This is a genomic window from Pseudomonas sp. NFIX28 (genome assembly GCF_900107395.1).
Lineage (GTDB): Bacteria > Pseudomonadota > Gammaproteobacteria > Pseudomonadales > Pseudomonadaceae > Aquipseudomonas.
Genome location: NZ_FNPW01000010.1, coordinates 59,107 through 84,178, shown reverse-complemented (window position 1 = coordinate 84,178; position 25,072 = coordinate 59,107). Strand labels below are relative to the sequence as shown.

Sequence of the window (25,072 nt, the reverse complement as noted above, 5' to 3'; positions counted from 1 at the left end):
AGGGCTCCTACAAGCTGGCGACCAGCGTCTGCTGGTCGTCGTTGAAGTCAGCCGCGACAATGCGCAGCGTCACAGGGGTGATGGTCACGAAGTCATAGCGGCGGCAGGTGCGGCCGTATTGCTGGATCAGCACGCGCAGCAACTCGGGGTTTTCCGACAACTGCGAGTCGGAGAGGCGTAGCAGCACCACGTCCCAATCCCGCCCTTCCAGGCGCTCCTCGATCTCGACGTAACCCACGCCGAGGCGGTGCAGGATGCGTTTGAGTCCTGCGGTGCTGCCGGCGTCCACGGCGTTGATGAAGGCGAATTTCACGCGCAGGCGGTAAAGGCTCTCAGGCTCGTCCTTGAAACGGTTGATATCCCGTTGCCAGGCCAGCAGATCGAGCACAGTCAAATGGCAGGTTTCAGCGTCCATCTGCAGCAGCGGCCACTGCAGCCAGCCCTCGATCTTTTCCCACCAGGTCTGCGCGGCGGCCTTGAGCTTGGCCAGCTCGGGCCCGTCGAGCCAAAACGGCAGTCTCAAGCGGATCATGCGGCGACCACCTCCAGGCTCTGGATGCGCGGGATAGTCAGCTCTGAAACGATGTCGTCATTGTCGAAGTGCAGCGACTCGATGCTGGGGAAGGCCTGGTGCAGTTCCTCAGCAAGGCGACTGAAAGAGAAGCGCGACTGCGGGTAGGTCAGCGTCGGTTGGTAGTCGCTGGCGGTGCTCTCGCGGAACGCAGCACGGATGAAGAGAGTAATTTCCGCCTGCAGGCCGTCGCGCTTCTCGGCGGTCAGGTTGGGGCGTGGCCAGAAGGTCACGCGCAGGGCGTGCAGTGTCTCCGGCATCACCATGACCAGCAGATCGTCGCCGTGGCCATGGTTGCCGCCGTCGCGCACATGGGCGTTGATCTGTTCCAGGAACGTTTGCGCCGGCACGTCGGCATCGAACAGCACATAGGCATTGGCGCTGCCTGGGCCTCGGGGCGCACCGTGCAAGAAGTACACACCATCCGGCCGCACGCCGGGGAATGCCGAGATCATCGCCCGATATACGGCGTCGGTGTGCCACTGATTCACCGCGCTGAACTGGTTACGGGTGCGCAGGCGCAGCTGGTCATCGGGCTCAGGATCTGCACCCGGTGCCGTCATCCAGCCGTCAGCGTTCACCACCTGGGCGACCCCGGGCACCGGCTCCGGCAGAATGGCGTAGTACCCGGGCGCCAGGTTGTAGCCGCTGCCGACCTCTAGAGCTTCCACCGGCACCGACAGCTGCAGTAGGCCGTCGTCAAAAACCGCGTCCTCGGTGGTCACCAGTTGATAGATATGGCCGTTGATTGCGGCGGACTGCACCAGCACGCCGGCGGGCATCTCCAGCGCTCCACCGGTGGTTTCTCGGGTGAAAAGCAAGGCCCCGCGGGTCTTGGTCGCACCCTTGCGCTCGACGTTCACCGCCCAGGCCAGCATCTCCAGCCAGCGGCCGCCGGCGGTCTTTACAAAAAAGTTGGGCAAGACGGTGTCGCTGACAAAATTGATCAGCCACATGACCGGCTTAGTCACCAGGGCGGTGACCAGGCGCCAGAACGGCGAGTAAGCGCTGGTGTTGCTCAGCTTGCTGCCCTGGGCGGTCACTTCCTTTTCCCAGGCCTTACGCAGGTCGTTCTCGGTAGTCGGTATGCCGGCATCGATCAGCGTCTGGCGAAAATCTACGTTACTCACAAAAACACCTCGATAGCGCCATATTTCAGGGTCTTGGCGGTCACCAGGTACTGGCCCGGCTTGTCCTGGGTAATCCTGGCTGTGCCCGGCACCAGGCGTTCGTCAGCCTCCACCAGCAGCTCCAGCTGCAGGATGCAATCGGCCTGGCGGTTGCGGCTGCGCTCGGCAACCAGGGTCACCAGCAGGCCGCTTTCGCGGATCATGTGCGCAATGTCCTGGGCGATGCTGGCCCGGTCCTCGATCAGCAGCGGCTGTCGAGAAGGGTCCAGCACCAGGTCGTTGCCCACGATCAGCAGGTCTATGTAATCGCTCATCAGCCCACCGCCATGTCGATCATGTTTTCCAGCTCCAACGGGGTCAGAGGCTTGCTGGTGTGGATCTCTACTTTTTGCACCTGGATGCCTCGGTTCTGGTTCTGGGTATGGCTCTGAATGCTGCTCAGCAGTCCGCCCTGGGGCACTGCTGCAGGGCGTGCCGGCGATAGGCTCGGGGCGGCCTGGGTCAGGCGTTCGCGGTTGCGCTCGACCTGGTCCACCGGCCCGGCCACCTCGACCTTGACGGGCGTCTGAGGCAGCGCGGCCAGGGTCTTGAGCGTGGCGCCGATCGGCTCAGGTTGGGCCGGCATCGAGGCCGGCGCCTGGGCCAGCGGCTGTACCACCGGCGAGACCAGTTTCAGCGCCGGCGCAGTTGGGGCGGCGGCTGTGCGTTCCACCGCCGGCGGCAACATCGCGTTGGCCATTGGTGCGACCAGCTGCAGAGGTGGCTTGGGCTGTTCCAGGTGCGTGGCCACCGGGGGCAGTGGCACGATCGAGCGAGCCATGGGCGTGACCAGGGGCGCCGGCGGCTGTACCTGCAGCAAGGTTTTCGCCACAGGCTGCAGCGCCTGCTGGTTCATTGGAGTGACGCCGATCGGGACGGCCTGGCCGGGGATCTCCGGCACGTCGGGCGGCTGCGGCAGGTCGCCGAACCGGGTTTCGATGTTCACGCCGGGGATCTTGTTCAGCATCTCGATCAGGCCATTGATGGCCTTCTGAAAGACGGAGACGATGCCGTCCCACGCGGCCCGGGCGAGGCCTGTCCAGCCGCCCATGGTGCTGAACCAGTCGCCCAGGGCCTGCACCTGGTCAGCGACCCATTGAAACGCGGCGGTCTTCATCAGCGCGGTGGTCAACTCGTCCCAATAGGCAACGATCGCAACCACGGCCGCGACCAGGGCGACGATGGCGACAATGACCAGGCCGATGGGGTTGGCCATCAGGGCCGCGTTCACAAGCCAGATAGCGCCCTGCCAAAGCAGCATGGCCACGCGAACCAGGCCCATGACGGTGTACATGAGGACCAGGCCCGCGACGAAAGCGGTCACCATCACAGCATGATAGAGGAACATCGCGATGCTGCGCCAGCCTGCCCAGGTGAACAGGTTCCAGGCGATGGTCGCGGCCATCCAAACCATCTTGCTGATGCCCACAACCAGGGTAAGCGCGCTCATGGCGGCGACGATGCCGAGGACGGAAAGCACGGTGATACCGATCACGCGGGTGATGTTCGGAAACAACTGAGTCCAGTACACCAGCGTTTTGCCGATGCCGACCAGGCGATCCATCAGTGGCTGCAGGATCGGGATCAGGGCTTGCCCGAAGGCAATACGCAGTGCTTGCACAGCGGCGCCGAACTGCTGCCACGGATCCACCATGGCCTTGGCCATCTTCTCGGCCTGCTCCAGGCCACGGACCTTGCCCAGCTTGTCTATGCCGTTCTTGAGTCGGTCGGTATCCTGAGCCAGCGCGCCGATTACCTGGGCGCCTTCACCACCGAAGGCCTCCATGAGCTTGGCATTGGCTGCAGCGCCGCGCAGATCACCGAACTTGCCCTGCAGCTTGGCCAGGATGTCCAGCATCGGCATGACCTTGCCGTTGGTGTCGGTGAACTTCATCCCCAGCTTTTCGGATGCGTTCTCGATGTTCTCGAAAAACGCTTTGTAGCGTCCGCCGGCATCGCCGCCTTCCATGGTGCTGGACAGGCTGCCAATCACCGCCATCTGTTCGGCCAGATCGACGCCGGCGGCGGTAGCGATCGCGCCGGCCTCCTTGAAGCCCTCTTTCATCTGCTCGCCACTGGTGCGGAACAGCTGCACGGCCAGGGCCGTTTGCCCGCCCAGTTTCTCGACCCACTGGCTTTTACCCATGGCGTCGGCCTGCTGTTTCTGCAGGTTGTACAGCGTGCCGACGTACTCGCTCATCACCTCCTTGTCGGACTTGGTGGCCTTGGCCAGCACGCTGCTGGTGTTGGTAAAGGTGGCCAGTTGCGAGCCGGCCAGGCCCTTAATCGCGCCCTCGATCTTGTAGGCCGAGGTGACGAATTCCTGGGCGTTCTCGCCATAGGCCACCGAGAATTCCAGCGACTTGCTGTTGAGCGCGTCCAGGGCGTCCTCGGCAACACCCAGCGAGCGAACTTCGCCCAGGGCGCGGTTCATCTCCAGCGCAGGCTGCATCGACTCGGTGATGCCTTTGGCCGAACCAATCAAGCCGCCCAGGCCAAGGCCCATTTGCTTAATGTTGTTCTCGCCCTGCTCGGCCAGGTCGTTGAAGCCCTTGGAAACTTTGGCCAGGGGCGCGCTGACCTTGTCGGTCAGGCTCAGGATAAAGTCCAGGTGGCTGGATGCTTTCGCGCTCATGGGTGTCAGTTACCGTTGAATGCTCGTGATATGCCGTTGGCTATGGCGATTTCCATTCGCCGCCAGTGCTCGTCCTCCAGCCATTTGGCTGTGCCCAGGGTGTCAGCCGTAGGCGGTGCACCAGGCAGCCAGCGATCGGCGAGGGCCAGTAACTGGCCCAGGCCGTCTTCAGTCAGGCGTTCAGCGTGGCCGAGCGCTTTTTTACGGTGACCTCAACGGTCGGGGCGTATTCCTCCACCAGGGCGCCGGCGATCTGCAGCACGGTCATAGGGTTGGCCAACAGTGGCTTGAGCTTGTCCTTCTGTGCCGGCACTACGGTGTTGACCAATAGGTTGTTGCCCGGGGCTACCTTGTTGGCGGGGGTCAGGCTGTTGATGTACTTGGTCATTACGGCCGGACCCACGACAAAGTCGAAGTCGTCGTTGCCTACGGTCAGGGTGATTTCGGTGCGGTCGGTCATGGGTGTTGCTCCTATTGGATTGAAAGGTGTGAATCAGCGCCTGCAGACACGGCGGACGTGGTCCTGCAGGCCGAGGATCATTTGCCGGCTGAGGGCGAGCTGATCGCGGAGGGTGAAATAATCCGATCGAGCGTCTGGAGAGAGTTCGGCGGATCCTGCATCAGCCACGCCGCTGGCTCCGGAAGTGGCGGTTGCGCTGGCTGCGCAGGTGGCGTTGACGAGCAACCGCTGATTGCCAGCATCAACAGCACGCCGCAGCAGCTGGTTTTGATTGCGTTCATGTGTCAGTTCCTGGGTTCGTTGGAGGTCTATTTCGTCACGGGCGGCCAGTCGTTCCGCGCTGATGCGTGCCGCCTCACGCAGGCCGTCCCGCTCGTCTTGCGCCAGGTCGCGCTCATGCCGGGCGTCGTCGCGCTCCTGGACAACCTGGACGAACCAGAAAAGCGGTATCAGTGCGGTGAGGCAGACCGCCAGAACGAACCGGAAAGGGGTAATGGTCATTTCAGGCACAGCCCCATCTCGTCCAGCCGGCGGTTGTGCAGGCCCGGGATAAACCGCTTGTGGCCCTGGGCGTCGGTGATGAAGGCCCATACCGGCGTTTTCCCATCGGGAGCCCAGGCGATTGCCTTGCAGCCGTCAGCGATGCGGCCGGCGTTAACCAGGCCTACGGCCCGGCTCGCGCAGGTGTTGGCCACGCCAACGTTGTGGGCATGACTGCTCAGGGCGTCGAAGGTGTTCTGGCTGATCCGTGGGTTGTCCAGGCAGTCGGCCAGGGCCAACTGGCCCTTCTCGACCACCATTTGCTCCACTTCGGCGCAGCGTTCCGGCGACCAGTAGTCGCCGACCACCACCGGATAGGGGCTGGTGTACCGGGTGATGCCCATGCAGACGGTCGGCAGGCCTCGGGCCAATTTGTCCGCGTAAACAACGTTCTGGCCTTCGCCTTCCCACTTGCCCAGGAACGCCATCAGCGTGCTACTGCTCAGCACCAAGGCGATTGAGCCCGTCAGGATCTTGTTACGCAGGCTCATCGCTTTCCCTTCCAGTCGCTCAGCATCTGACGGTACTTGGGGGCCAGCAGAACGATCTGCAGCACCATGTACAGTGCGGTCAGCATGTAGGCGACCGCCGACCAATCGACGGCGCCTGTAGCGCCGGTGGCGGCCACGCCTATGGCTGGCGCGGCCTTGGCTACGGCGATTGCGGTGTCCTGGGCAGCTTGGTTTGCACTCATCGCTGCCCCCCTTTCTCGAAACTGGTCTGGCAAGGTACGCACCGGGTCATTCCACCCAAGGCGCGGCGCGCTGGGGGGATCTCGCAGTCGCAGTCCTCGCAATGGGTCAGGCTGGGGCCCGTCGAGCGCGCCCGGGCGAGCTGGGCGGCGATCGCCTGGTCACGCTGTCGCTGTTCCAGGGCTTGGGCGCGGTCGAACGGGCAGACCATCAGCTCAGGCCCTCGATCTCGGTGGCATCCAGGTACGGCACGCCGTTGATGTGGATAAAGTCCGGACTGGTGACGTCGAACGGCACCTTGTGTTTGGACTTCTCCCCACCCTTGGAGTCGATGTTCAGCAGGCTGGAGATCTTCACCTTGCAGCCGAAGGCCTCCACTCGGACTTCGTCGGTCGGGGTCTTGGCGAAAAACAGCACGTCGAACGGCTCCAGCTTGCGGAAGCTGCCAGCGCGGCCGGCGGCCTCCATCAACAAGTTGAAATTGGTGGTGTCCAGCTCCATCTCGCCGCTGGCTGCCACGTCGCCGGCGACGTAACCGTCAGGCACGCCACGGGTGAGCGCCACGGCGCTGTTGTCGGTGATATCGAGGGTTGCGGTTTCAACGTGGACTTTCAGGTCGCCCAGGTTGATGTCGAAATTCATGCCGCCAATCTTGGCCATGGGTTACTCCTGGTCGTCCTGGGAAAGGTCGAGTGCGATGTTTGCGGTAAGGTCTTTCGGGCAGTTCAGCGGCCGGATCTTGAGGTAGGCCTCAACCTTGGTGCGGCTCTTCCAGACCAGCACCAGGTCGCCGTCTTTCGGCGCCTCGATCTCGCCCGGGAAAACTTCGCCGGCGAACTTGGCGGCCTTGGCCATGCGGCGCAGCGGGGCCATCAGGGCATTGGTGTTGACGGCCATGCTGTTGGGGCTGTTGTTCAAGCGGCGGTCACCGATACGACGGATCAGCAACGGGCGGATCTGGCGGGCGGCTTTGTCCGCCAGGCGCAGATGCTCCAGGACCTGGAAGTCGCTACCGGCGGTGTCCAGCAGGTTGGCATCGCCCCAATACACGCCTTCATAGTCCGGGTAGGTCTGCGAGACGGAAAAACGGGCCTTGTCCAGCTCGGCGCGAATGGCCGAGGGCAGCGGTACGCCGTCCTTGTCTGCAGGCACAGGCCCAAGACCCAGCAGCGGCCCGCTGGCCACGCGCATCGGGGTATCGGCGATGCTCCAGGCAGCATTGGCCAGGCGTCCGGCCAGAACGCCCAGGTCATTGCCGTGCAACTGGTTCACCAGCACGACCCGAGGGGCGGCGATGCCGGCGGGGATCGCTTTCTGCTCCACCAGGTACTCGTCCCAGGTCTGAACAGGATGCAGGCCCGCGGATGCTGCAACGACGAAGGCGCGGCGCCCGTACTTGTTGTTCAGCGCCTCGGCTGCAGCGTGCATCGCCTCCAGCTCGGCGCCGGTGGTCACTGGCTTGGTGATGAAAATGCCCTCGACCGAAAAGCCTTGTTCCTGGGCAGTTTTCAGCGCGGCGGCCCATTCGCCCTCGGGGCCGATCGGCGCGGCCAGGCACGCCCAGCGGTTGCCGCCATTGGCCCGGGCTGCAGTGATTTGGGTTTTCAGGTCGCTGGCCGGCAGGCCCAGCTCGCCGTCCAGGTCGCTGTCGGTGTTCAGTGCCAGCAACTTGCCGACGTTCTTGGCCGCGGGGCCGATGAAAAGGAAATAGCGTTCGATCTCCGTCACTTCGCCTTGGCCAAGGTTGAGATTGTTTACGCTGACTTGTCCGAGTGCCATGTGGTGCCTCGTTAGCGGGGTGAGTTGAGGATTTGTTGCAGCACCTGGTTCACCAGCAGGCTGGTGTCTCGGTCGGTACTGACCCCGAGAAACTGGCGTTTGGGCAGGGTGATTTCCCAGCTCTGCGCACCGGTGGACTCGGCCTGTTGCTCGCCCAGGATGCGAATCAGCAAGCCGGCCTGGGCGTAGTTGACGTGTTCTTGAATCCACGCCACGGATGGCCTGGTGAGGCGCTTTTTCCCCGCCTGGCGGGTGCGAAAGCCCAACCGGCGCAGGCGCTTGGCCTGTTTTTCGGTGGAAGCCAGGCCGGGCGGCGTCTTGTTCCAGCGGCGCATCTGCGCGGCCGTGCGGCGCTCGCTGGCTCCGTTGTGTTGCTGGGCAGCTACCCAACTGGTCAGCCCGTTACGCCAGCCCAGGACGGCTTGATCGGGTGACACGCTGGTGACCTGCAGCAGCTTGCCCAGGCCGGCCTCCATCTTTTTCTTGCCCTTGTCGGCGCTTTTGCGAGGGGCAAAGGGCGAGCCGTCGAGGTTCTTCTGCTCGCGGATACGCTTGCGGCTCATGGTGCGCACGCGCTTGGACACGTTGTTGAGCAGCCGCCGGCGCAGCTGCGGTGGCAAGCTGAGCAGGGCCAGTTGCTCGCGGACGCCGAGCAGCCCCCGGGCGTCGAGGTCGAAAGCGCTACGCGTCACGGCTGACCACCTCGCCCTCTTCGGCAATCCACAGATCGAACGGGATAAACGACCAGGTCTTGCCGAACGCCTCGATTTCGCCGTCTGGATCTTCGGCCAGGTACTGCGGTTCGACGAACTCCAGGACCAGGTCCACGTCGAACAGATCGTTGTCCAGGTCCAGCGGCTCGATGCTGAAAACCGGGGCTTGCAGGCCGTACCGGTCGCGCTCGGGGTCGTGGGTTTCCAACCAACTGCCTACCAGGGCCATCAGGCGCGGCGGCGAGCCGTCGAAGCGCTCCAGACTGAACACGGCGCGATAGCGCATATTGCTCATGTGCAGGCCGCGCTCGCTCTCACGCCACACCAGGTCAAGGTCCACCTGCTCGCTCCAGCTGTCGAACTGGTCGGGCATCAGCTGCAGGCGTTCCTTCAAGAACGCGCTCAGGTTCTTCAACTGGATCACAGCAGGGCCGCCGTGATGCGACTGCGGCCCTGCAGGGCGCGGACAGCCTGCTGGCTGAACTCCAGGAACTGCTCCGCACGCTCAGGGGCTTCCTTGCCGGTGTTTTCCGCAACCTCGCGGCGGGTGACGGTGGCAAAGTCAGTCAGGACGGTGCCCTTTGCCCGGCAGTACGTGGCGCGCTTGTACAGGTTCACCTGGTGCGAACGCTCGGGCAGCAAGAGCGGGTCAGCGGTGGCCACGTTGGTGACTCCCAGGGATTGCCAGCTGGCCGCCAAGCGCTGCAGGTCGCGGTTCACGGCGTACATGGCCATGTTTAGGTGAGTGACAAGCAATTCAGTCAGAAGCTCGCCGGGCAGGCGGTAAGCCTTCTGGAACTCAGCCAGCGAGAGGTCCGGCCAGAAGCCGTTGTTCTCGATGGTCTGGTCCACCACGGTGTTGGTTCTGCCTGAAAAACTCATGCTGGCCACTCGAAAAGGGCGGGGAGACTGTTTCTCGCAGGTCGGGCCATAAATGGTCGGCATACGTCCACAGTTCCCCGCTGGGGGGGGTAGTCGGGTTATTCGGAAGCCGGGGTGGGCTGTTGTTTTTTCAGTGACTTGCGGCAGCGCTCAAGGCGGGTTTCCACGCCGACTTTGGAATACAGCTCCGTGGCACGTTCAAAGTGCCGGATCGCCGTTTCCCACTGCTCGGCTTCCTGGGCGCGGATGCCGATCAACTTGTGGTACTTGGCCGGGATCTGCTCGGGCAGCTGCTGCCATTCACCATCGACGCGGGGCAACAGGTTGGACAGGTACGGCTCCGGGCTGCGCTTGGCGGTGTACTCGGCCAGGGCCCACTCAATCACCGCGTCGGCGACAAAGGTCTGGATGTCGCGGCGCTTGAAGCGCTCCGGCATTTCCTGGCCCTGGGCAATGGCGAAGTCGGCCAGCTCCAGGCCGTCCTCGAATTGCTCGGTGTCGAACAGCCAAACCATCACCTGCACCAGGACACGGTTCGGCATCACCAGGCCCGACTCGATGTAGCGCTGAATAAAGTCCTGGTACTTGGGCAGCAGCTCATCGCGCTTGAGTGCCTGTTTGCTGGCCAGGTTCTTGAGCGCGCTCAGGCGCTCCAGATCCTGGTCCAGGGCGGCTTCCTGCAGCAGCAAGTGCTTACGGGCATTCGCCGGGCTGCTCAGGGCTTCCGCCGGCGAATACGCCACCGGTGCAGCTGCGGCAGCGGCTACTGCAGCGCTACCCAGGGCCAGGATGCGGCGCTTGTGCGCCAAGGCCAGGCTCATGCCACCAGCTCCACGTTCTCGGTCAGCGCGATTTTCTCCAGCTGCTCGATCACATAGCCCTCGTTCCGGCTGTTGTAGTCCTCGACGCGGGAGCGTTTCGGGTTCTCGATCGTCTGCTTACGCCAGCTGGTGTCCTGGTAGTAAATCGAAAGGTTGTCCCAACTGGTGACCAGCACCGCGTTGACCGGGAAGTTCGGTACGCTGAACGCCGGCAGGCCGCCGTAGGTGGCAATGACCTGGGCGTTTTCGATGCGCTCCTTTTCGGTCGGTGTATCGCCTTGCTTCGTGTACAGCTTGGCCTTGTCAGAAGCGAGCAAGTCGGTGCCGATGATCGCGACCAGGTCGCCGTCTTCGCGCAGGATCTCGTCCACCATCTGCTTGGTGTCGTGCACCAAGGCGTCAAGGTTGGCGTAATCGCCACCGGCGCCCAACGTGACCTTGCCAGCGGCGGCGCCCTCTTTCAGCACCTGCTGCGGGGCCTGCTCGCGTAGTTGCTGCAGCCAACCCTTGTTCACGTCCTGCAGCTTGGGATTCGCTGCCAGGTCGGTCTGCACAGCCACTTGCTTACCGTGGAAGCCAATAACGATCCGATCCTGCGCAATGCGCTTTTGCACGGCAGCGGAATAGCGCTCTTTGAAGTCTGGAAACTTCGCCCAGGCGTCAATTTTGGCGTACGGCAGGCCTACGTCCGACTGAGTATCAGCCAGCTCGTAGGTGGTGTTGTCCAACGCCGACGCGTCCTTTGCTTCGCGATCGGTGGTCTTGGTGTTGGTACGGCCAGTAACCGGGCCGTTCACGCCAATGAAGACCTTCTCACCCTTGATCTCGCTGACAGGGACGACGTTGATACGCTCCAGGAAGTCGGCCTTGGCGGTGATTGCGTCGTTCAGTTCCTGGGCGATGGTCGGCTCCACACTGAACATGCGGGTCGAGTTGTCGATGCCATATGCTTCGGCGATCGCTTCCTGCAGCTCGGCGTACTGTTTGGCGCCCCGGGCGCTTAGTGGCTGGGCCATGTCAGAGCACCCGCTTTTTGGTGGTGGTTACAGGGCCGGCATTGCGCGGCAACTGGCGGCCGGTAGGAGTGTTCTGAATCGCGCTGAACTGCTTTTGCAGGCTCGACAGCGCGGCCAGTACAGCAGTGTTAGAACTGCCCTTGCGGCGGAATTCGCGCTCTTCTTCGGCCGTGGTGACGATCTCGTCTACAGCGGCGCTCACGTCATCGATCGGGGCCTGGTCGGGTTCTGGTGCATCTTCGGCGGCGGGCTCGATCACGGCCTGAATGCCGGCAGCGACGACCAGCAGCTGGGCCAGCAGGGCTTTTAAAGCCGTTGCGGTAGCTTCATCCATTGGGGGTTTGCTCTCTGGTGTGGTGGGGGTGTCAGTGGCGGGGGCTTCAACGCTGAATCGCTTGAAAAAGCCGGTGAGCAGCGCGGCGAGCTTGCCCAACTCGCCCTTGGGTTCGTTGTCGTGGAAAGAACCCAGCTCAACCGAGGCGGCGTAGTAAGCGGCGCGGTTGGTCTTGTTGGAAAAGTAGAGTTCCTGGGTGCCCGTGCTGGCGGGCTCATCGGTTACCGCCATGCCGGTCATGTACGCTTTGCCACGGCCGCGGAAGTTCGGAAGGATCTCGACGCTGGAAAAGAGTTTTTCCCCGGCATCGTTCAGGCGCAGCAGCTTGTCGTTGGGCTTCAACTGCGCTTCCAGGGCGACTTGGCCTGCTTCCAGGTCCTCGGCGCCCTCAATCAAGCGAAGGGCATACACCGTCCCGAACGAACCGAACCAACGCTCGTGCTCACACCAGATAACGGCGGTGTACAGCGCGGGGTCGTAGGTTTCGGCACAGTCGCGCAGTTCCTGGGGCAGGATCTCGCGGCCATCGACGGTCGGGCCGCTGGTGGCTACACGTTTCCAATACGAAACAAGGGAACGGGGCATAGGGGGTAACTGCGCTCAATCGGTTGAATGAGCCGCCACGATAGGGAGCCGTTCGCCCCCGAACAAACGGTTCCACTGCGCGTTCCTCCTAGATTCGAAATATAGGTGGATCGCGGAATTTAACCCCGCGTTTCTAGCGTTTTCGCCGCATAGACTGCGGCCCATGTACTACTCGACCGAAGTTAAAGAAGCCGCTAAACGCCTATTTCTGCGCCGCTGTAAGGCCAAGGAAATTCAGGCGCAGCTCAACCTGCCGAACATCCGGATTGTCTATTACTGGATCCGCCAGGGCGGCTGGGAAGACATGCTGTCGGATGAAGAACCGCTGACCGCCGTAGGGCGGCGAATCACCTTGCTCCTGGACAAAGCCACCAGCCTGACCAAGGATGAGCTCAACGAACTGGACCGGCTGACCACCGTTCGCGAACGGCTGTTAAAGCAGGCGGCCAAGCCATCGCCGGCACCGATCGGCGAATCCTCGGCCGAGCCCCAGGAGCGCCGCCCAGGCTCGCGAGGCGAACGCTTGGGCCGTGGCGAGGGTGGCGGCAGGAAGCGCGAGAAGAAGGCCAAGAACGACATTAGCGGCCTCACGGAAGTGGACTTCCTGGATAAGTTCATCTCCAAAATGTACCGCTACCAGCAGGAGCTGTTCGAGGCCAAGCAAAACCCGCTGACGCGACGGGTCCGGAACATTCTGAAAAGCCGCCAGGTAGGCCTGACTTACTACTTCGCCGGCGAGGCTTTCATGGACGCCGTGTTGAGCGGCGACAACCAGGTGTTCCTGTCGGCCAGCCGATCGCAGTCGGAGATCTTCCGTAGCTACATCATCCAGTTCGCCCAGCAGTGGTTCGGCATCGAGCTGACCGGCAACCCCATCGTGCTGAGCAACGGCGCCGAGCTGCGCTTTCTCAGCACCAACAGCAGCACCGCCCAGGGCTATCACGGCCATGTCTACGTCGACGAATATTTCTGGATCCGCGACTTCGACAAACTCAGCACCGTGGCCAGTGCCATGGGCACGCATAAGAAATGGCGCAAAACCTATTTCTCGACGCCCAGCGCGGTGTCGCACCAGGCGTACCCGTTCTGGTCCGGAGAAGAGTTCCGCAACAGCAAGCGCGGCAAGAAGGCTGGCGGCACCTGGCCGAGCGAGGCGGCCTATACGCAGGGCGCGCTGTGCCCGGATGGCCAATGGCGCAAGACCATCACCCTGGACGACGCGATCGCCGGCGGCTGCGATCTGTTCGACCTGGAGCAGCTGCAACTGGAGTACGACGAGGACAAGTTCCAGCAGCTGTTCTACTGCAAGTTCATCGACAGCTCACAGAGCGCGTTCGGGTTGAAAGACCTGGAACGCTGCTACTCCGACTTGACGTTGTGGGAGGACTACGACCCCGAGCTGGATCGACCTTTCGGCAACAGCCCGGTGTGGCTGGGGTACGACCCGAGCCGGACCCGCGACGACGCCACCTGTGTGGTTATAGCGCCGCCGCTCGAACCTGGGGCCAAGTTCCGGATTCTGGAAAAGCACAGTTGGCGTGGGCAGTCGTTCAAGTACCAGGCCGAGCAAGTCAAGAAGCTCACAGAGCGTTTCAACGTCCAGCACATTGGTATCGACACCACGGGAATCGGCTACGGGGTTTTCGACCTAGTGCGCGACTTCTACCCACGCGCGACCTCGATCCATTACAGCCTGGAAACCAAGAACACCCTCGTGCTCAAGGCCCAGGACACCATCCAGGGCAGCCGCATCGAATGGGACGCCGGCTGGACCGATATCGCCCAGGCATTCCTCACAATCAAGCGCGGCACGACCGGCAGCGGCCAGGTCACCTACAGCGCATCGCGCACCGACGCCACCGGCCACGCCGATATCGCCTGGGCAATCATGCATGCCTTGGCCCACGAACCCCTAAACACCAACAAGCGGCGCCGTAGCCGCTACGTCACGAGCGGAAGCAATGTCCAAGCGACACAGAAAGCACCAGGTAACCCAGCAGGCGCGACAGCAGCAACCCATGCGGGCATTCACCTTCGGGGAACCGGAGCAGGTGCTGAGCGGCAACATCGGCGAATACCTCGGGGTGTTTCCCAGCGACGACGGCGAGATCTACAAACCGCCGGTGTCGCGGCCGGGCCTGGCCAAGCTGCTGCGTGCCAACGCGCACCACGGCGCCATTCCGAAGTTCAAGCGCAACCTGCTGTTGCGTGAGTTCATCCCGTCGGCCGGCTGCAGCACGCAGACCATGGGCCGGGCCGGCCTGGATTACATGGTGTTTGGCGAAGCCTACTTCTATCGCGTCCCCAATGCCTTTGGCCAGGTCCTGGAGCTGCAGCACACGCCGGCGATCAACATGCGGGTAAAGGTGGACGGTGGTTTCAGGATGCTGTTGCCCGACAACAAGTATCAGGACTTCGACCAGGACGAGATCGAGCACGTCCTGGACTACGACGTAGAACAGAACATCTACGGCGTGCCTGACTACCTGGGCGGCATGCAGGCGCTGTTGTTGAATGAAGCCGCGACCCTCTTTCGCCGGCGCTACTACAGCAACGGCGCGCACGCTGGATACATTTTCTACACCAACGACCCTGACCTGACCGAAGAAGACGAAGAAAACCTGCGCGCACAGATCAGCGCAAGCAAGGGCGTGGGCAACTTCCGCTCAATGTTCGTGAACATCCCCAACGGCAAGGAAAATGCGATCCAGATCATCCCCGTGGGGGACTTCCAGGCGAAGGACGAGCTGGAAAAGGTGAAGAACATCACCCGCAACGACGTGATTGCGGCCTGGCGCATGAACCCGGCCCTGGCCGGAATCATCCCGGAGAACAGCGGGGGCTTTGGCGACATTGAAAAGATCGATCGGGTCTACACAAACAACGAGATCCGGCCGATCTGCCAGCTGTTCGACCAGCTCAATGAGCGGCTGCACGAGGATCGTCGGATTGCTTGGAGAGAGCCCGCGGCGTCCGGAGAGAATCCTTGATTTAGAGAGCTTAACCTACTGAAGACACAAGATATTGTGCCAAAATGGTGCCTTAAACGGAACCTTGGGGAGGGGAGAGAATGCGGGTGTACTGCAAGGAGTGTCAGAGCAAGGGGCGGATTGTGTCACGTGAGGATCTGTCGAAGGAGTTTGCGAAGCTCTATTGTCAGTGCACGAATGCCGCGACCTGCGGGCATACCTGGGTAGCCAATCTTACCTTCTCCCATACCTTGAGCCCTTCGGCGCAGGCGGTCGATCGGCTGCTGTTCGACCGCCTCCGAGAAATGCCCCGCGCTCAGCAACGCGAACTTTTCGATCAATTAGGCGCGCGGCTTTCCCTATAAGTCTTCAATTTTAAGCCAAAGGAATTCAAGTCACGAACACTTTCAATCCCATATTCTAAAAGACCTATTCTGGCGCTTTCAGATAGAGGCAAGTCCGATGTGGCCGCACCAATTAGAAAGCAAAACTTGTGACTGAGTCTCTCCTGATCATCTATCAATTCGTCCAGCTCAATCTTGGCATTAATCATTAACAACTCCATATCAAATACATCTCAATGGCCAGAATTTTAGTTAGTGGTTTTTTGCTGCGTCAAGCTGTTTTTTATTGCTTGAAATGCCCGATAAAACATGCGAATTGTATTTATTTCACTCCGGAAGCAGAGTGAAATTCTATAAAGTAAGCAGCAGGGTATTAATTTTGATATGTATACTTTTGGAGGGGTGGGCTTAAAGATAATCAAGGAGCATCGCTTTCTCACTTGTGTATAGATGTTTTCATTCTGCTCTCCAAGACCCTCTATGCTTGGTCGCTATGCTTACTATATCCAATATCTATAAGAAATGTGGGCGCGCTATTTTTTATAACCAATCATCTGTTTCCATGTGCCAATGGGGCGAAGTGCGTGGGGAAAGTCTCAAAAACAAAAAAATCTCCCCGCTTAATTCGTAGCTATGCTTCATTTGTTGCTCAAGACAGATTATGTAGCCTGAGGGTGCCGTCGTTAAGTGAGTATCTCTATTAAGTGATGTTGTGTATTGGGTGACTGGTCACTTTCATTGCTTGGAAGTTGGAGGGCGGCAAGGGTTGTCCGCTGGGTCTGTACTGTTAAGAGCAGAAAGCCGCTTTTAACATTGGAGATGAATATGAACATAAAACACGCGATGGTTGCCACTCTACTTGTGCTGACTACCCACATGGTTAATGCTGAAGAGGAGGCATCATGTACTAACGCGACAGCAAGCTCGGCTGCACAGATTGAGGCTATAAAAGAGAAATACTCCAAGATCGCTGCAGATCAACAACAAGCGATAAAGGCTCAAGCTAAGTCAATAATGGACGAGTCGCCAGATACAACCGGACCTGATAGTTATGTAGGTGCGGATATTGAACTTCGTGATAACATTCGAGAGTTCAAGTTGGACTTGCCGAATATAACCATGAAAAGCCAAAGAATGGCCATGGACTTACCTCAAGTCACTATGAGACTCCAAGCATGGTCTTGGGATGCTCCAGAAATTGAGATAAGACAAGAGTGCCATGGGGGGATCGACGAACTTAAGAGAGAAAGTAAGACTTGCCATAATGACTGGCCCTCTTTCGACTATCCTTGTGATGAGTGGCGTACTGTGCGCGGAAAAGATGTCTGCTATGGCAATCCCGTGGCAGTTAATCGCCGTCAGGAAATTGAATTACATGTTCCAGAGGTGACGCTGGCTCGTACAGACTGGGTGCTTGATATCCCCGAAATAACCATGAAAACAGAGACAGTAAAAGTCAACATACCAGATATAGTCGTTAAAAATATTGAGGTTGTTGCCAGCACACAAAAACAAGAATCGCTAGAACTCAGTAACAAGGCAAAGTCTGGCTCTGACGCAATATCAAAAGCCCTAAATGCAGAGGTTTCATCTGTAAGCAAAGGACTGATAGTCGGTGCTTTTGCATGTCAGAGAAATCAACTGCGAGAAAAAATTCGCGAGGCCTATACAAAAATCGAAGGTATAGAGTCGACTATAGCCGCCTCGTACAATCAAGCGCAAAATACCCACGCCGCTGATTTGGTGGTTTCCTTTGAAACTGCATTAAGTTCGATCAAGTCATCAAAAACTAAAATGCTGGATGCTTATAAAGCAACTCGCCGCGACTTGCTAAAGAAGCAGCAAGCCGCTCTTGATTCAATAAGAGTGCACCAAGAGGTTGTAGTAAATTAAATTCAGGCTATACCTGTCTGGTTATCCTGGGTTAAGCCGAGGATAACCAGGGGTTAAAAGAAATCTCGCTAAAAAAGCTACTGCAACAAAAATACCTGCAGCTAACTACAAAATCGGTTACTCCTCGATAAAGTTAAGAAATATCACTCCAAAACATCGATGCCCTCTCGTGTTTTCAAATGCTCCCACCACGTAACCTGTTGGTAGCGGGATCTGAATGCAAGCATTTCCAGTATCGTGTACAAGCAGGCCGGTAGCCGCGACCAACATATAATCACAGGGTAGTTCCAATTGCCGCCGGGCACTCTGTTGCTGGGTGGCATTGATAGTAATGAGTCGGCCGTCTATTAGCATCTGATCGTCTCCTGCAATTTTAAATCTGTAAGATGCATCTGTTGTGCAATTAACTCTGCATCACGTTCAGTCAAATCACCCATTGTTCGAGCCATATTGGTCAGACATTCAAGGCGAACACGAGCGTCCGGGGTTTTATGGACTAGGTAGCCAATTAGCGCGGCACCTATCAACGCATTGGCGAGCATTGGGCGGGTTGGTTTAAAGCAGCCGCGATCACCAGCAGATGCTGTGATAGCCTTGCATTCGCTGCTGCTTGGGTGCTGTGCTTGCATGGTGTTGCTCCTTTTGTGGTGGTAGGTGTCGGGGAGCTGCAACTCCTCGACACCGTCTCTTTTCACGCCTGCCGCAACTGGCTGGCGGTGAATACCGGGCGCTGTTCACAGCGCACTTCAAACAGCCCCAAGTCGTGGCCGTCCACGTCCTGCAGGTGCACGATGGTTATGAACGTCGGGGTTTCCTCGGGGTGGTCCTGCCAGTGAGCCACGGCGGCCAGTTCCGCCAGGTCCTCGGGTGTACGCATATCGACGTAGCCCGACGGCAACGAAAGCTGGCCCACCAGTGCGTTGGCGCTGTAGCGAATAATCATTTCTCCCCCTACGCCTGGCGCACCAGGTGCAGCACAAAGTCGGATGGAATGCCGGAGTGCAGGCCCTGGGTTTTCAGCTCCATAACGGCCTTGATCTGAAACTGTGTGCAGTCGTCGGCCAGGAAGTGCTTGGCGCCGGCTATGGCCTTGTTGCGGACCAGGTTCACAAAGTAGGGAGTGGTGCAGTTCGCCCCGACGTGGATTTCAGCGGGTAAGCCCTGGCGTTTTAGCTCGGCCTGAATGGCACGGAGCCGCGTTGTTTTCCCGGTCATCCTCGGGCCGCTTATGACTTGAACTTGCATGGTGTTACCTCTCTCTGGTGGTGACGCGGAAGTCCCGCGGAAACAAAAAAGTGTGTAGTCCCTTCCTACGTCCGGAACATCCGGAACATCTGAAAGTTGGTTTGCTGGAGCCCTTGATTCACGGGGCCTCCAGCGAATTCAAAATGTTCCGGTACTACCGGAACATGCCGGAACATGGTTTTTGCTGAAAATGGCTGCAGGCCACGTGGAATAAGGGCTGTAGCCATGTTCTGGTGAAAGGTCCCAGCCGGAACATTGCCGGAACATGCCGGAACGGATTTTGTTCCGGTGTGTTCCAGTGTGTTCCGGTACTGCCGGAACATTTTTTATTGCTTAACTATCTGTGTTTATTGATATTTTTATTATTAATTTAGAAATGTTCCGGATGTTCCGGACAGAACTCGGGACTTCGCACAAAAACCATGGATCCCTAAGTGACCCCCTCTGGCCATAGCTGACCCACACTTTTCAGCCCCCCTCACGCTTGCTGAAAAACCACAAGTTCAGCGACCGCTTTTCTATGCGAGAGCGTGCTTTGCGTATCTCAATGAATTTGTGCGTGGTGCTGCTGGATAAGGCGCGACGTAGCAGGGCATCCGGAATGATTTCTTGGCCGGCCAGCTTGCAGCGCTGCTGGAAGTGCTCGATGTTGATGCCAATCAGTTCTTTGTCGATGCTGTGATTCAACGTCTCGCGGACCTCCTCGCGGTCACCGTCGCGGTCGCTGATCGCCACCAGGTCCTCATTGAGGTAGTGATAGATCTGCCAGAATTTCGCGGCCGTGGGATCCTCGGACTTGCATCGCTGCTGGCGATCGATGGCGCGCGCCTCAATGTGTTTGGCCAGGTTGTCGGTGTCCCGATCGGTCCAGTCCGGAAAGAAAGCCTGCGTGGCGTAGGCAGCCGCCATGACCTGGGCATGAGACTGATAGATCCTCATTTCCTTGATTGCTGGATTCGCCATCAGCCGACTCTCATACCGGGGGAAGGCGTCGAAGTAGCGTTCCAGCCACAGCTTTTCATTGGTCAAGCAGTGACGTAGGTAGCCACCCAGCTCCTTTGCTTTCATTGCCCTGAGGCGGTCAGCCATAGGTTTGAGGGCCAGGCTGTGTCCCTCCTTGGTGCAATGGAAGTGGACGATGCGGGACAGGGTGGCTTCGTCGCCCGTCACGCTCGCGTTTTGCGAGATCGCCAGCGCACCGCGCCATATGTCCACCCGTTTCTCGTTGCCTCCAGTCTTTACGCCGGTCACACGCAGTTGGGCGTGATAGTCGAACATGGGTTTTACGTCGTCCCAGGTGAATTGCACTGTCACGGTGCGGCCCTGGGCGTCTGTATAGGTCCGGTCAGACTCGATCAGCACCATGGGTAGATTGCTCACCTCGGCGAACGCTCGGAGCAAACCCACCGCGCTTGCACCTGAGCCGCTGGGCTTGGTGCCTTCCATGTTCTCGCGACCCAGCAATCGCCACAGGAAGCGCAGCAAGGACGATTTACCCGCGCCAGGTTCGCCGGTCAGCTCCAGGAAACCGAACGATGCTTGTTCGCTGGCGATCTGCTGGACGAACAGGGAAGCCGTCCACCAGGACAATGCGCCCAGGCCGTTCATGCCGTTCACCGCCAGGAAGTCAGGGAACCAGGACGGATCGAAGTCTTCGCCCCGTTCGAACTTGATGGTGGATAGCGCCGTCTTGATGCCCCGGCCTTTTACCTCGATAAAGCCATGGTTGTTCACCGGCAACTCGCGGCCGCCTTGGAACCCAAACTCAGGAAAACAGTAGGTACCGGTGTCCTCGTCGTAGCCCAGGAAAGGCAGGCTGCGAACGGTGCGTACAGGCCGTCGCACGTCGTTGAGCCACTTCGCCTTGAGAATGGCCAACTCGCGCGCGCCACCTTCGAAGTTTCCGCCTGGTGTGAAGTCGAGCATGCCCTTGATGAAGCCGCGGGGATCCGCGATCGCTCCGGACGACAAGGCGGCCTGGCAGTTCCTGCTCTGATCCGGAAACGCAAAGCTGAAGTGGTAGCGTTGCTCGCCAGTGATGCTGTCCTTTTCCAGGTAGTCCAGATCTGGAATGCAGTTGGATACTTGGTCAATGCGTGACGTGCTGTAGAAAATCTCTCGATTGCCCTCCAACTTGTCATCGCCTAGCGCTTTAGTCAGCTCGGCCTGGTTGACGCGAACAGAGAACAACTGGTTGCGAAACTCCACCAGGTAGAACCCGGAAGGGCGACGGAGGTAGACCAGATAGGCAAGTTTCCGGGAACTCTCTGCAGTGAACAGGCGCCCGCGATAACAGGCGTCATCCATGAAAGTCTCGTCCAGCTTGCCTTCGCGGTACACGTCATCCCAATCTTGCTCGCCGGCCAGGGCAACCCAGCCAATCTCGCGCATGTCGCGGAGCTGGCGCAGGTACTTGGGAATGTACTTGTGGCCGGCCTTGTCATCATCCAGACCGATTACCCAGGTGACCGACTTGCCTTTATTTGCCTCGACTACTTCCCAAGGGAAGTTGACGCAGCTGATCGAGGCGATGGCCTTAAACCCGGCAAGGTACAGAGCGATAGCGTGGAAGAAGCCCTCCACGACATACACTCGATCGCTTTTCTCGATGGTCATGCCAGGCGGCATCCAGCCTTTGCCCTGGTAGTCGGTGCCGTACTTGACGTGGGCTTTCTTGCCTTCGTGCAGCTCTACAGCCTTGGCGTCGATCAGGCGTTCCCAATGGCCATTGAACAGTGCGAATCGCACCGTGTCGGCCCAGGTGCCATTGGGCAACTGGCGGCGGCCTTGCTCATACCAGCCAGACAGCTTGCTGATATCAAAGCCGCGGTTGCGCTGCAGGTACGCATCGGCTGTAGCGTTGGGGTTCTCCCGTGTCTTGGGGAAACGCTCACTGAGGTTTTCGAACAGGTAGCTGTAGCGCTCGCGGGTCTTCTCAGTAAAACGGCATTCGTTCTCCCGATTGCACATCAGCACCCATGGTTTCTTGACGCTGATGAACAGCCGGCGCTCGCCGCAGTTGGGGCAAATACCTTTCTGCATGGACTTTTCGCTGATGCTCTTGAAGTCCAGTTCCCGGTCATTTTTCAGGGCCTCGACAACCTCGTTGCTATAGATGCTGTCGAAATCAGGCCGGCGGCGGTTTGTCACGTTGACCACTTACACCTCGCCCGCGGATTTGCTGCTCTTACCGCCGCGTGCGCGCTCGGCTTGCTCGGCTGCCTCCAGGGCAATATGCACCATGTTGATAAGCACAGCGGATTTGGACCCTTCGGTCTTCGGGCGAATGATGTAGCGGCCCAGCTCGATCTCGCGCCGGATGGCGGAATCTGACTGTCCTGAGCGCTTGGCATATTCGCCTACAGTGACGTAGGGCGTGTCGATGGTGATCTGCATTCTGCTAACCTCTGTCGGGATATTGGGGATCAAAGTTCCAAGAATGGAACCATGATGGTTCCAAGATTGGAACCTGTCAAGAGGGGTGCACATTGGATTTGCCGGCAAAAATGAAAGCCATACGAGCTAAGGAAGGCCTCACTCAGAGTGAGTTCTGCGAAATGCTGGAAATCAGCATCAGCAGTTGGAAGAAGTACGACGCGGGCATAACAGATATGGGACTTGCACCATTCCTCAAGGTCGCAAACCACCCACGCTTCAAGAAATACGCTCTATGGCTGGTGACTGGTGATGTTGCCCCAGAGTCCGGCCAGGTCAGCCCGATCTAACCATGTCTATAAAGAAACTGGCGGACGGCGAATGGCTGGTGGATTGCAGGCCAGACGGGCGAGACGGGCCGCGCATTCGTAAGAAGTTCCGAAGCAAAAACGAGGCGCTCCATTACCAGAATCGCGTTATGGGCGATGGTGCGCGGGGGGAGTTCGAGAAGAAGCCCAAGGCAGACCCTCGCCGGCTGACGGACCTGATCGATCGTTGGTACACGCTCCACGGCAAGACGTTAAAGAGTGGGCAGCAGCGTCGGGATCTGCTGGATCTGATGGCCGAGCGTATGGGCAACCCCAAGGCCTCGCAGTTCAGCGCCTCGCACTTTGCGCAATACCGTGCAGAGCGTGCCGAGGGTAAGCACTCCAGGTACACCAAGGAAGGGCAGCCAGGCAGGCCTGTAAGCGCGAACATGCTCAACCATGAGCTGGCTTACATGCGTGCGTTGTTCAACGAGCTGAAGCGTTTAGGGGAATGGGATGGGGACAACCCGCTGGGCAATGTTCGCGGGCTCCGGTTTGATGAAACTGAGATGGCGTATCTGCTTCTTGAGCAGATCGGCCCCTTTCTGGAGTGCGTGCAAGCCTTGGACAGTGACACGCTGCTGATCGCCGAGGTGTGTTTGTCCACCGGAGCCCGTTGGGGCGAGGCAGAGGGGCTACAGCCGCGCCAGGTGCGCCAACAGCGTATTCAGTACCACAAGACGAAGTCGAGCAAGAATCGCACCGTGCCAATCACCAAGGCGCTGGAGCGGCGTCTGTTGAAGGCGCTACCGTTCAAGCCTTGCTATGACATATTCCGGCGGGCTGTCGAAATTGCAAAGCTAGATCTACCAGCTGGACAACTGACCCACGTTTTACGACATACCTTCGCCAGCCATTACATGATGAATGGCGGCGACATAATCACCCTTCAAAAAGTGCTTGGCCACGCGACCTTGGCTATGACACAGAAGTATGCTCACTTCAGTCCTGGTCACATGGCTGAGGTAGTGAGGTTAAACCCACTCGCAAATATCGGACATGAAAAGTAAGGAGATGCCAGTTGATAGTTCAGTCATATTCCAGAGAGCTGGCCAGTATTAAGACTGAGCTTTCCCGGTATTCTCATATCTCCACATTTAATTGTGCTTTGACTCACTTGGATAAGAATACTAAGGGGGTTGAAGGTATGCCGTGGATAATTATGTTCCTGTTGAAGCTGTCTTTGCAGGGGCGCGATGGACCACTAAAAATGGAGGCGCGTGAGTTTTGGTCGGTGGCCAACAAGATTTATCATCTTTCCAGCAAGTTGCTAGGTCCTAATAATGGAAGTTTTATGCTGATGGTGCGGTCTATGCTAAACCAACAGCTTTGGTATCAAATAGGCTTTATTGACTCTTTGCGTCATGTGATTTTACAGAGAGCATTATTTGAGCGCTCCTTTGATACTAATAATCAACTGTTTTTGGAAAAGACAGGTATTGGGCTAGATGACTATTATAAGATATCGTTTTACCTTTTAACTGTTGCAGGTAAAGCTGAATCTAATCGTGTGGTTAAGTGGAGTCTGTCATGCTTCTATAGTCACTTGTCACCTGCGCTTTCAGATGATGTGTTAATTAAATTTCTAAGATTGGTATCAATTACATTCCCTAAGCTTCACGACTTTATGCAGGGCTTTGTAGTTGAAGACTCTAACTCAGTGGAGCTGTATCAGGAAACACCTCTAAAAAATAAACCGATAATAATAGAGAATGAAGGTCTGGTAATCTTCAATGCTGGTTTATGTATCTCCGGTTTGAGAAGTATTGCGATGGAAACCTTGAAAGCCTGTAAGCCGTTCTCTGTCAAATTCGGACATGATGTTGAGGCATATATAGGTGAGCGGTTAAGAATAACTCCTATGGATGTTTATTCTATGTCGGATCTTAATGGGGTTATTCCTGTAAAAGTAGGACAGATTGCTGATTATGTTGTTGTTGATGGTGATGAATTATTTATCTTTGAGTCGAAGGCGATAATACCTACTGTCTTAATGAAGTGCGTCTATGATCCAGATTGGCTATCTAGGCTTTTAGAGGAATGTTTCATAAAGGGAGTTGAGCAAGGTCAGGAGACGGCTTTCAAGCTTTTAGCCTCTGAGAGGTTTAAAGGGATGAAGGCTAGGATCGTAGTTGTAACTTTGGAAGATTTCTTTGTTTATGGTGGTGAATATCTGGGGAGTTACATTAGGCCAGATTTAGAAAAGGAGCTCAAAGTTACATATGGAAGTTTGCCGGTGCCAATGCAAGATGTGATCTATATGACACTGAAAGATCTCAATACTCTTACAGAGTGGTTAAAGGATAAGCCCATTGGTTCACTATCTGCTCTCTTTCGTGATGTTGAAGAGGCAGAAAAACAACCTGGTGGCTCAAGGTTCAGTCTCTCGCAGCATATCAATGAGAAGGTCGGTCCTGACGTGATAGGAGCAGTAGGGATAGGAAGTACCTTAGAGAAGACCCACGACGAGATGCAGGAGCTTTTAGGGGGGAATAAACGCTATTGGACGAGCCAGCATCCAGTCACCTACATGCGGGCTTTCAGTAGGTTTAGGGACCAGCTGCTTCAGAGCTTTGAATAGGGATGTGGACGTTTTGTGGACATTACCGCCGTAACAAGAACGGTTTGGGCTGCTTGAGTTCACATGCCAGATACGCGAAAGCCGCGCAATGCGCGGCTTT

Annotated in this window: 31 protein-coding genes; 7 read left to right on the top strand and 24 right to left on the bottom strand. The window is 58.2% G+C overall.

Features of this window, described 5'->3' with window-relative positions; genetic code table 11:
* Positions 1 to 7 precede the first annotated feature (7 nt).
* The 18 genes from BLV20_RS19515 to BLV20_RS19435 all read right to left on the bottom strand — a co-directional run bounded on the left by BLV20_RS19515 (position 8) and on the right by BLV20_RS19435 (position 12,197).
* Positions 8 to 532 (bottom strand): phage tail protein, encoded by a 525-nt coding sequence (locus tag BLV20_RS19515; RefSeq protein WP_092304128.1) that lies wholly within the window; start codon positions 530 to 532, stop codon positions 8 to 10.
* Positions 529 to 1,701, bottom strand: coding sequence for a baseplate J/gp47 family protein (locus tag BLV20_RS19510; RefSeq protein WP_092304127.1), 1,173 nt, complete (start codon positions 1,699 to 1,701; stop codon positions 529 to 531). The genes BLV20_RS19515 and BLV20_RS19510 overlap by 4 nt, the downstream gene beginning before the upstream one ends.
* Entirely contained in the window at positions 1,698 to 2,015 is a 318-nt protein-coding gene (locus BLV20_RS19505; RefSeq protein ID WP_045881029.1) for a DUF2590 family protein, read from the bottom strand. Before BLV20_RS19505 ends, BLV20_RS19510 begins: the two co-directional genes overlap by 4 nt.
* Complete coding sequence (locus BLV20_RS19500) at positions 2,015 to 4,375, bottom strand: phage tail tape measure protein (RefSeq protein ID WP_092304126.1); 2,361 nt, start codon at positions 4,373 to 4,375, stop codon at positions 2,015 to 2,017. Before BLV20_RS19500 ends, BLV20_RS19505 begins: the two co-directional genes overlap by 1 nt.
* Before the next feature lie 5 nt (positions 4,376 to 4,380).
* Positions 4,381 to 4,524: a DUF6890 family protein gene (locus tag BLV20_RS32105; protein ID WP_371914329.1), complete on the bottom strand. Its 144-nt coding sequence runs from the start codon at positions 4,522 to 4,524 to the stop codon at positions 4,381 to 4,383.
* A 23-nt stretch (positions 4,525 to 4,547) separates the two neighbouring features.
* A complete protein-coding gene (locus tag BLV20_RS19495) occupies positions 4,548 to 4,835 on the bottom strand; it encodes a putative phage tail assembly chaperone (protein WP_092304125.1) in 288 nt (95 codons plus the stop codon).
* A gap of 33 nt (positions 4,836 to 4,868) precedes the next feature.
* Complete coding sequence (locus tag BLV20_RS19490; RefSeq protein WP_092304124.1) at positions 4,869 to 5,336, bottom strand: lysis system i-spanin subunit Rz; 468 nt, start codon at positions 5,334 to 5,336, stop codon at positions 4,869 to 4,871.
* On the bottom strand, positions 5,333 to 5,866 hold the full coding sequence (locus BLV20_RS19485) for a lysozyme (RefSeq protein WP_092304123.1): 534 nt from the start codon (positions 5,864 to 5,866) through the stop codon (positions 5,333 to 5,335). The genes BLV20_RS19490 and BLV20_RS19485 overlap by 4 nt, the downstream gene beginning before the upstream one ends.
* Positions 5,863 to 6,069, bottom strand: coding sequence for a hypothetical protein (locus BLV20_RS19480; RefSeq protein WP_075117374.1), 207 nt, complete (start codon positions 6,067 to 6,069; stop codon positions 5,863 to 5,865). Before BLV20_RS19480 ends, BLV20_RS19485 begins: the two co-directional genes overlap by 4 nt.
* Entirely contained in the window at positions 6,066 to 6,278 is a 213-nt protein-coding gene (locus BLV20_RS19475; RefSeq protein ID WP_092304122.1) for a TraR/DksA C4-type zinc finger protein, read from the bottom strand. Before BLV20_RS19475 ends, BLV20_RS19480 begins: the two co-directional genes overlap by 4 nt.
* Complete coding sequence (locus BLV20_RS19470) at positions 6,278 to 6,727, bottom strand: phage protein (RefSeq protein ID WP_092304121.1); 450 nt, start codon at positions 6,725 to 6,727, stop codon at positions 6,278 to 6,280. The genes BLV20_RS19475 and BLV20_RS19470 overlap by 1 nt, the downstream gene beginning before the upstream one ends.
* 3 nt (positions 6,728 to 6,730) lie before the next feature.
* Positions 6,731 to 7,846: a DUF2586 domain-containing protein gene (locus BLV20_RS19465; RefSeq protein WP_092304120.1), complete on the bottom strand. Its 1,116-nt coding sequence runs from the start codon at positions 7,844 to 7,846 to the stop codon at positions 6,731 to 6,733.
* Positions 7,847 to 7,857: 11 nt separating this feature from the next.
* Entirely contained in the window at positions 7,858 to 8,538 is a 681-nt protein-coding gene (locus BLV20_RS19460; protein ID WP_092304119.1) for a phage virion morphogenesis family protein, read from the bottom strand.
* Entirely contained in the window at positions 8,528 to 8,983 is a 456-nt protein-coding gene (locus BLV20_RS19455) for a phage tail protein (RefSeq protein WP_092304118.1), read from the bottom strand. The genes BLV20_RS19460 and BLV20_RS19455 overlap by 11 nt, the downstream gene beginning before the upstream one ends.
* Positions 8,980 to 9,441 (bottom strand): head completion/stabilization protein, encoded by a 462-nt coding sequence (locus tag BLV20_RS19450; RefSeq protein WP_092304117.1) that lies wholly within the window; start codon positions 9,439 to 9,441, stop codon positions 8,980 to 8,982. Before BLV20_RS19450 ends, BLV20_RS19455 begins: the two co-directional genes overlap by 4 nt.
* Positions 9,442 to 9,539: 98 nt before the next feature.
* The gene (gene gpM, locus BLV20_RS19445; protein ID WP_092304116.1) at positions 9,540 to 10,262 is read right to left on the bottom strand and encodes a phage terminase small subunit; all 723 of its coding nucleotides are present in this window, start codon (positions 10,260 to 10,262) and stop codon (positions 9,540 to 9,542) included.
* Positions 10,259 to 11,278 carry a phage major capsid protein, P2 family gene (locus tag BLV20_RS19440; RefSeq protein WP_092304115.1) on the bottom strand — a complete coding sequence of 340 codons (1,020 nt, stop codon included), beginning with the start codon at positions 11,276 to 11,278 and terminating at the stop codon, positions 10,259 to 10,261. Before BLV20_RS19440 ends, gpM begins: the two co-directional genes overlap by 4 nt.
* A 1-nt stretch (position 11,279) precedes the next feature.
* Positions 11,280 to 12,197, bottom strand: coding sequence for a GPO family capsid scaffolding protein (locus BLV20_RS19435; RefSeq protein WP_092304114.1), 918 nt, complete (start codon positions 12,195 to 12,197; stop codon positions 11,280 to 11,282).
* A 163-nt stretch (positions 12,198 to 12,360) separates the two neighbouring features.
* Between BLV20_RS19435 and BLV20_RS31785 the strand changes: the two genes are divergently transcribed.
* The 3 genes from BLV20_RS31785 to BLV20_RS19420 all read left to right on the top strand — a co-directional run bounded on the left by BLV20_RS31785 (position 12,361) and on the right by BLV20_RS19420 (position 15,531).
* Positions 12,361 to 14,409 (top strand): terminase large subunit domain-containing protein, encoded by a 2,049-nt coding sequence (locus BLV20_RS31785; protein WP_092304113.1) that lies wholly within the window; start codon positions 12,361 to 12,363, stop codon positions 14,407 to 14,409.
* Positions 14,321 to 15,187: a phage portal protein gene (locus tag BLV20_RS19425; RefSeq protein WP_256577841.1), complete on the top strand. Its 867-nt coding sequence runs from the start codon at positions 14,321 to 14,323 to the stop codon at positions 15,185 to 15,187. Before BLV20_RS31785 ends, BLV20_RS19425 begins: the two co-directional genes overlap by 89 nt.
* Before the next feature lie 80 nt (positions 15,188 to 15,267).
* On the top strand, positions 15,268 to 15,531 hold the full coding sequence (locus tag BLV20_RS19420) for an ogr/Delta-like zinc finger family protein (RefSeq protein WP_092304111.1): 264 nt from the start codon (positions 15,268 to 15,270) through the stop codon (positions 15,529 to 15,531).
* Here BLV20_RS19420 and BLV20_RS31460 read toward each other — a convergent pair.
* Positions 15,504 to 15,719, bottom strand: a complete 216-nt coding sequence (locus BLV20_RS31460) for a hypothetical protein (RefSeq protein WP_175540232.1) — start codon at positions 15,717 to 15,719, stop codon at positions 15,504 to 15,506. The genes BLV20_RS19420 and BLV20_RS31460 overlap by 28 nt on opposite strands.
* Before the next feature lie 616 nt (positions 15,720 to 16,335).
* Here BLV20_RS31460 and BLV20_RS31065 point away from each other — a divergent pair.
* Positions 16,336 to 17,403 carry a hypothetical protein gene (locus BLV20_RS31065; RefSeq protein ID WP_139192719.1) on the top strand — a complete coding sequence of 356 codons (1,068 nt, stop codon included), beginning with the start codon at positions 16,336 to 16,338 and terminating at the stop codon, positions 17,401 to 17,403.
* A gap of 347 nt (positions 17,404 to 17,750) precedes the next feature.
* Here BLV20_RS31065 and BLV20_RS19415 read toward each other — a convergent pair whose 3' ends face one another.
* The 5 genes from BLV20_RS19415 to BLV20_RS19395 all read right to left on the bottom strand — a co-directional run bounded on the left by BLV20_RS19415 (position 17,751) and on the right by BLV20_RS19395 (position 22,044).
* The gene (locus tag BLV20_RS19415) at positions 17,751 to 18,032 is read right to left on the bottom strand and encodes a hypothetical protein (RefSeq protein ID WP_092304110.1); all 282 of its coding nucleotides are present in this window, start codon (positions 18,030 to 18,032) and stop codon (positions 17,751 to 17,753) included.
* A 62-nt stretch (positions 18,033 to 18,094) separates the two neighbouring features.
* Entirely contained in the window at positions 18,095 to 18,346 is a 252-nt protein-coding gene (locus tag BLV20_RS19410) for a hypothetical protein (protein ID WP_092304109.1), read from the bottom strand.
* A gap of 8 nt (positions 18,347 to 18,354) precedes the next feature.
* Positions 18,355 to 18,648: a hypothetical protein gene (locus BLV20_RS19405; protein WP_092304108.1), complete on the bottom strand. Its 294-nt coding sequence runs from the start codon at positions 18,646 to 18,648 to the stop codon at positions 18,355 to 18,357.
* Between the two features lie 468 nt (positions 18,649 to 19,116).
* Complete coding sequence (locus BLV20_RS19400; protein ID WP_256577835.1) at positions 19,117 to 21,807, bottom strand: bifunctional DNA primase/helicase; 2,691 nt, start codon at positions 21,805 to 21,807, stop codon at positions 19,117 to 19,119.
* On the bottom strand, positions 21,808 to 22,044 hold the full coding sequence (locus BLV20_RS19395; RefSeq protein WP_092304107.1) for a hypothetical protein: 237 nt from the start codon (positions 22,042 to 22,044) through the stop codon (positions 21,808 to 21,810).
* 92 nt (positions 22,045 to 22,136) lie between these two features.
* Between BLV20_RS19395 and BLV20_RS19390 the strand changes: the two genes are divergently transcribed.
* From BLV20_RS19390 to BLV20_RS31060, 3 genes are read left to right on the top strand one after another with little or no spacing between them, the layout of a single operon-like run.
* Positions 22,137 to 22,373, top strand: a complete 237-nt coding sequence (locus BLV20_RS19390) for a helix-turn-helix domain-containing protein (protein ID WP_092304106.1) — start codon at positions 22,137 to 22,139, stop codon at positions 22,371 to 22,373.
* 2 nt (positions 22,374 to 22,375) lie between these two features.
* Positions 22,376 to 23,401, top strand: coding sequence for a phage integrase (locus BLV20_RS19385; RefSeq protein WP_092304105.1), 1,026 nt, complete (start codon positions 22,376 to 22,378; stop codon positions 23,399 to 23,401).
* An 11-nt stretch (positions 23,402 to 23,412) separates the two neighbouring features.
* Complete coding sequence (locus BLV20_RS31060) at positions 23,413 to 24,972, top strand: hypothetical protein (protein WP_218190306.1); 1,560 nt, start codon at positions 23,413 to 23,415, stop codon at positions 24,970 to 24,972.
* The last annotated feature ends 100 nt before the right edge of the window (positions 24,973 to 25,072 follow it).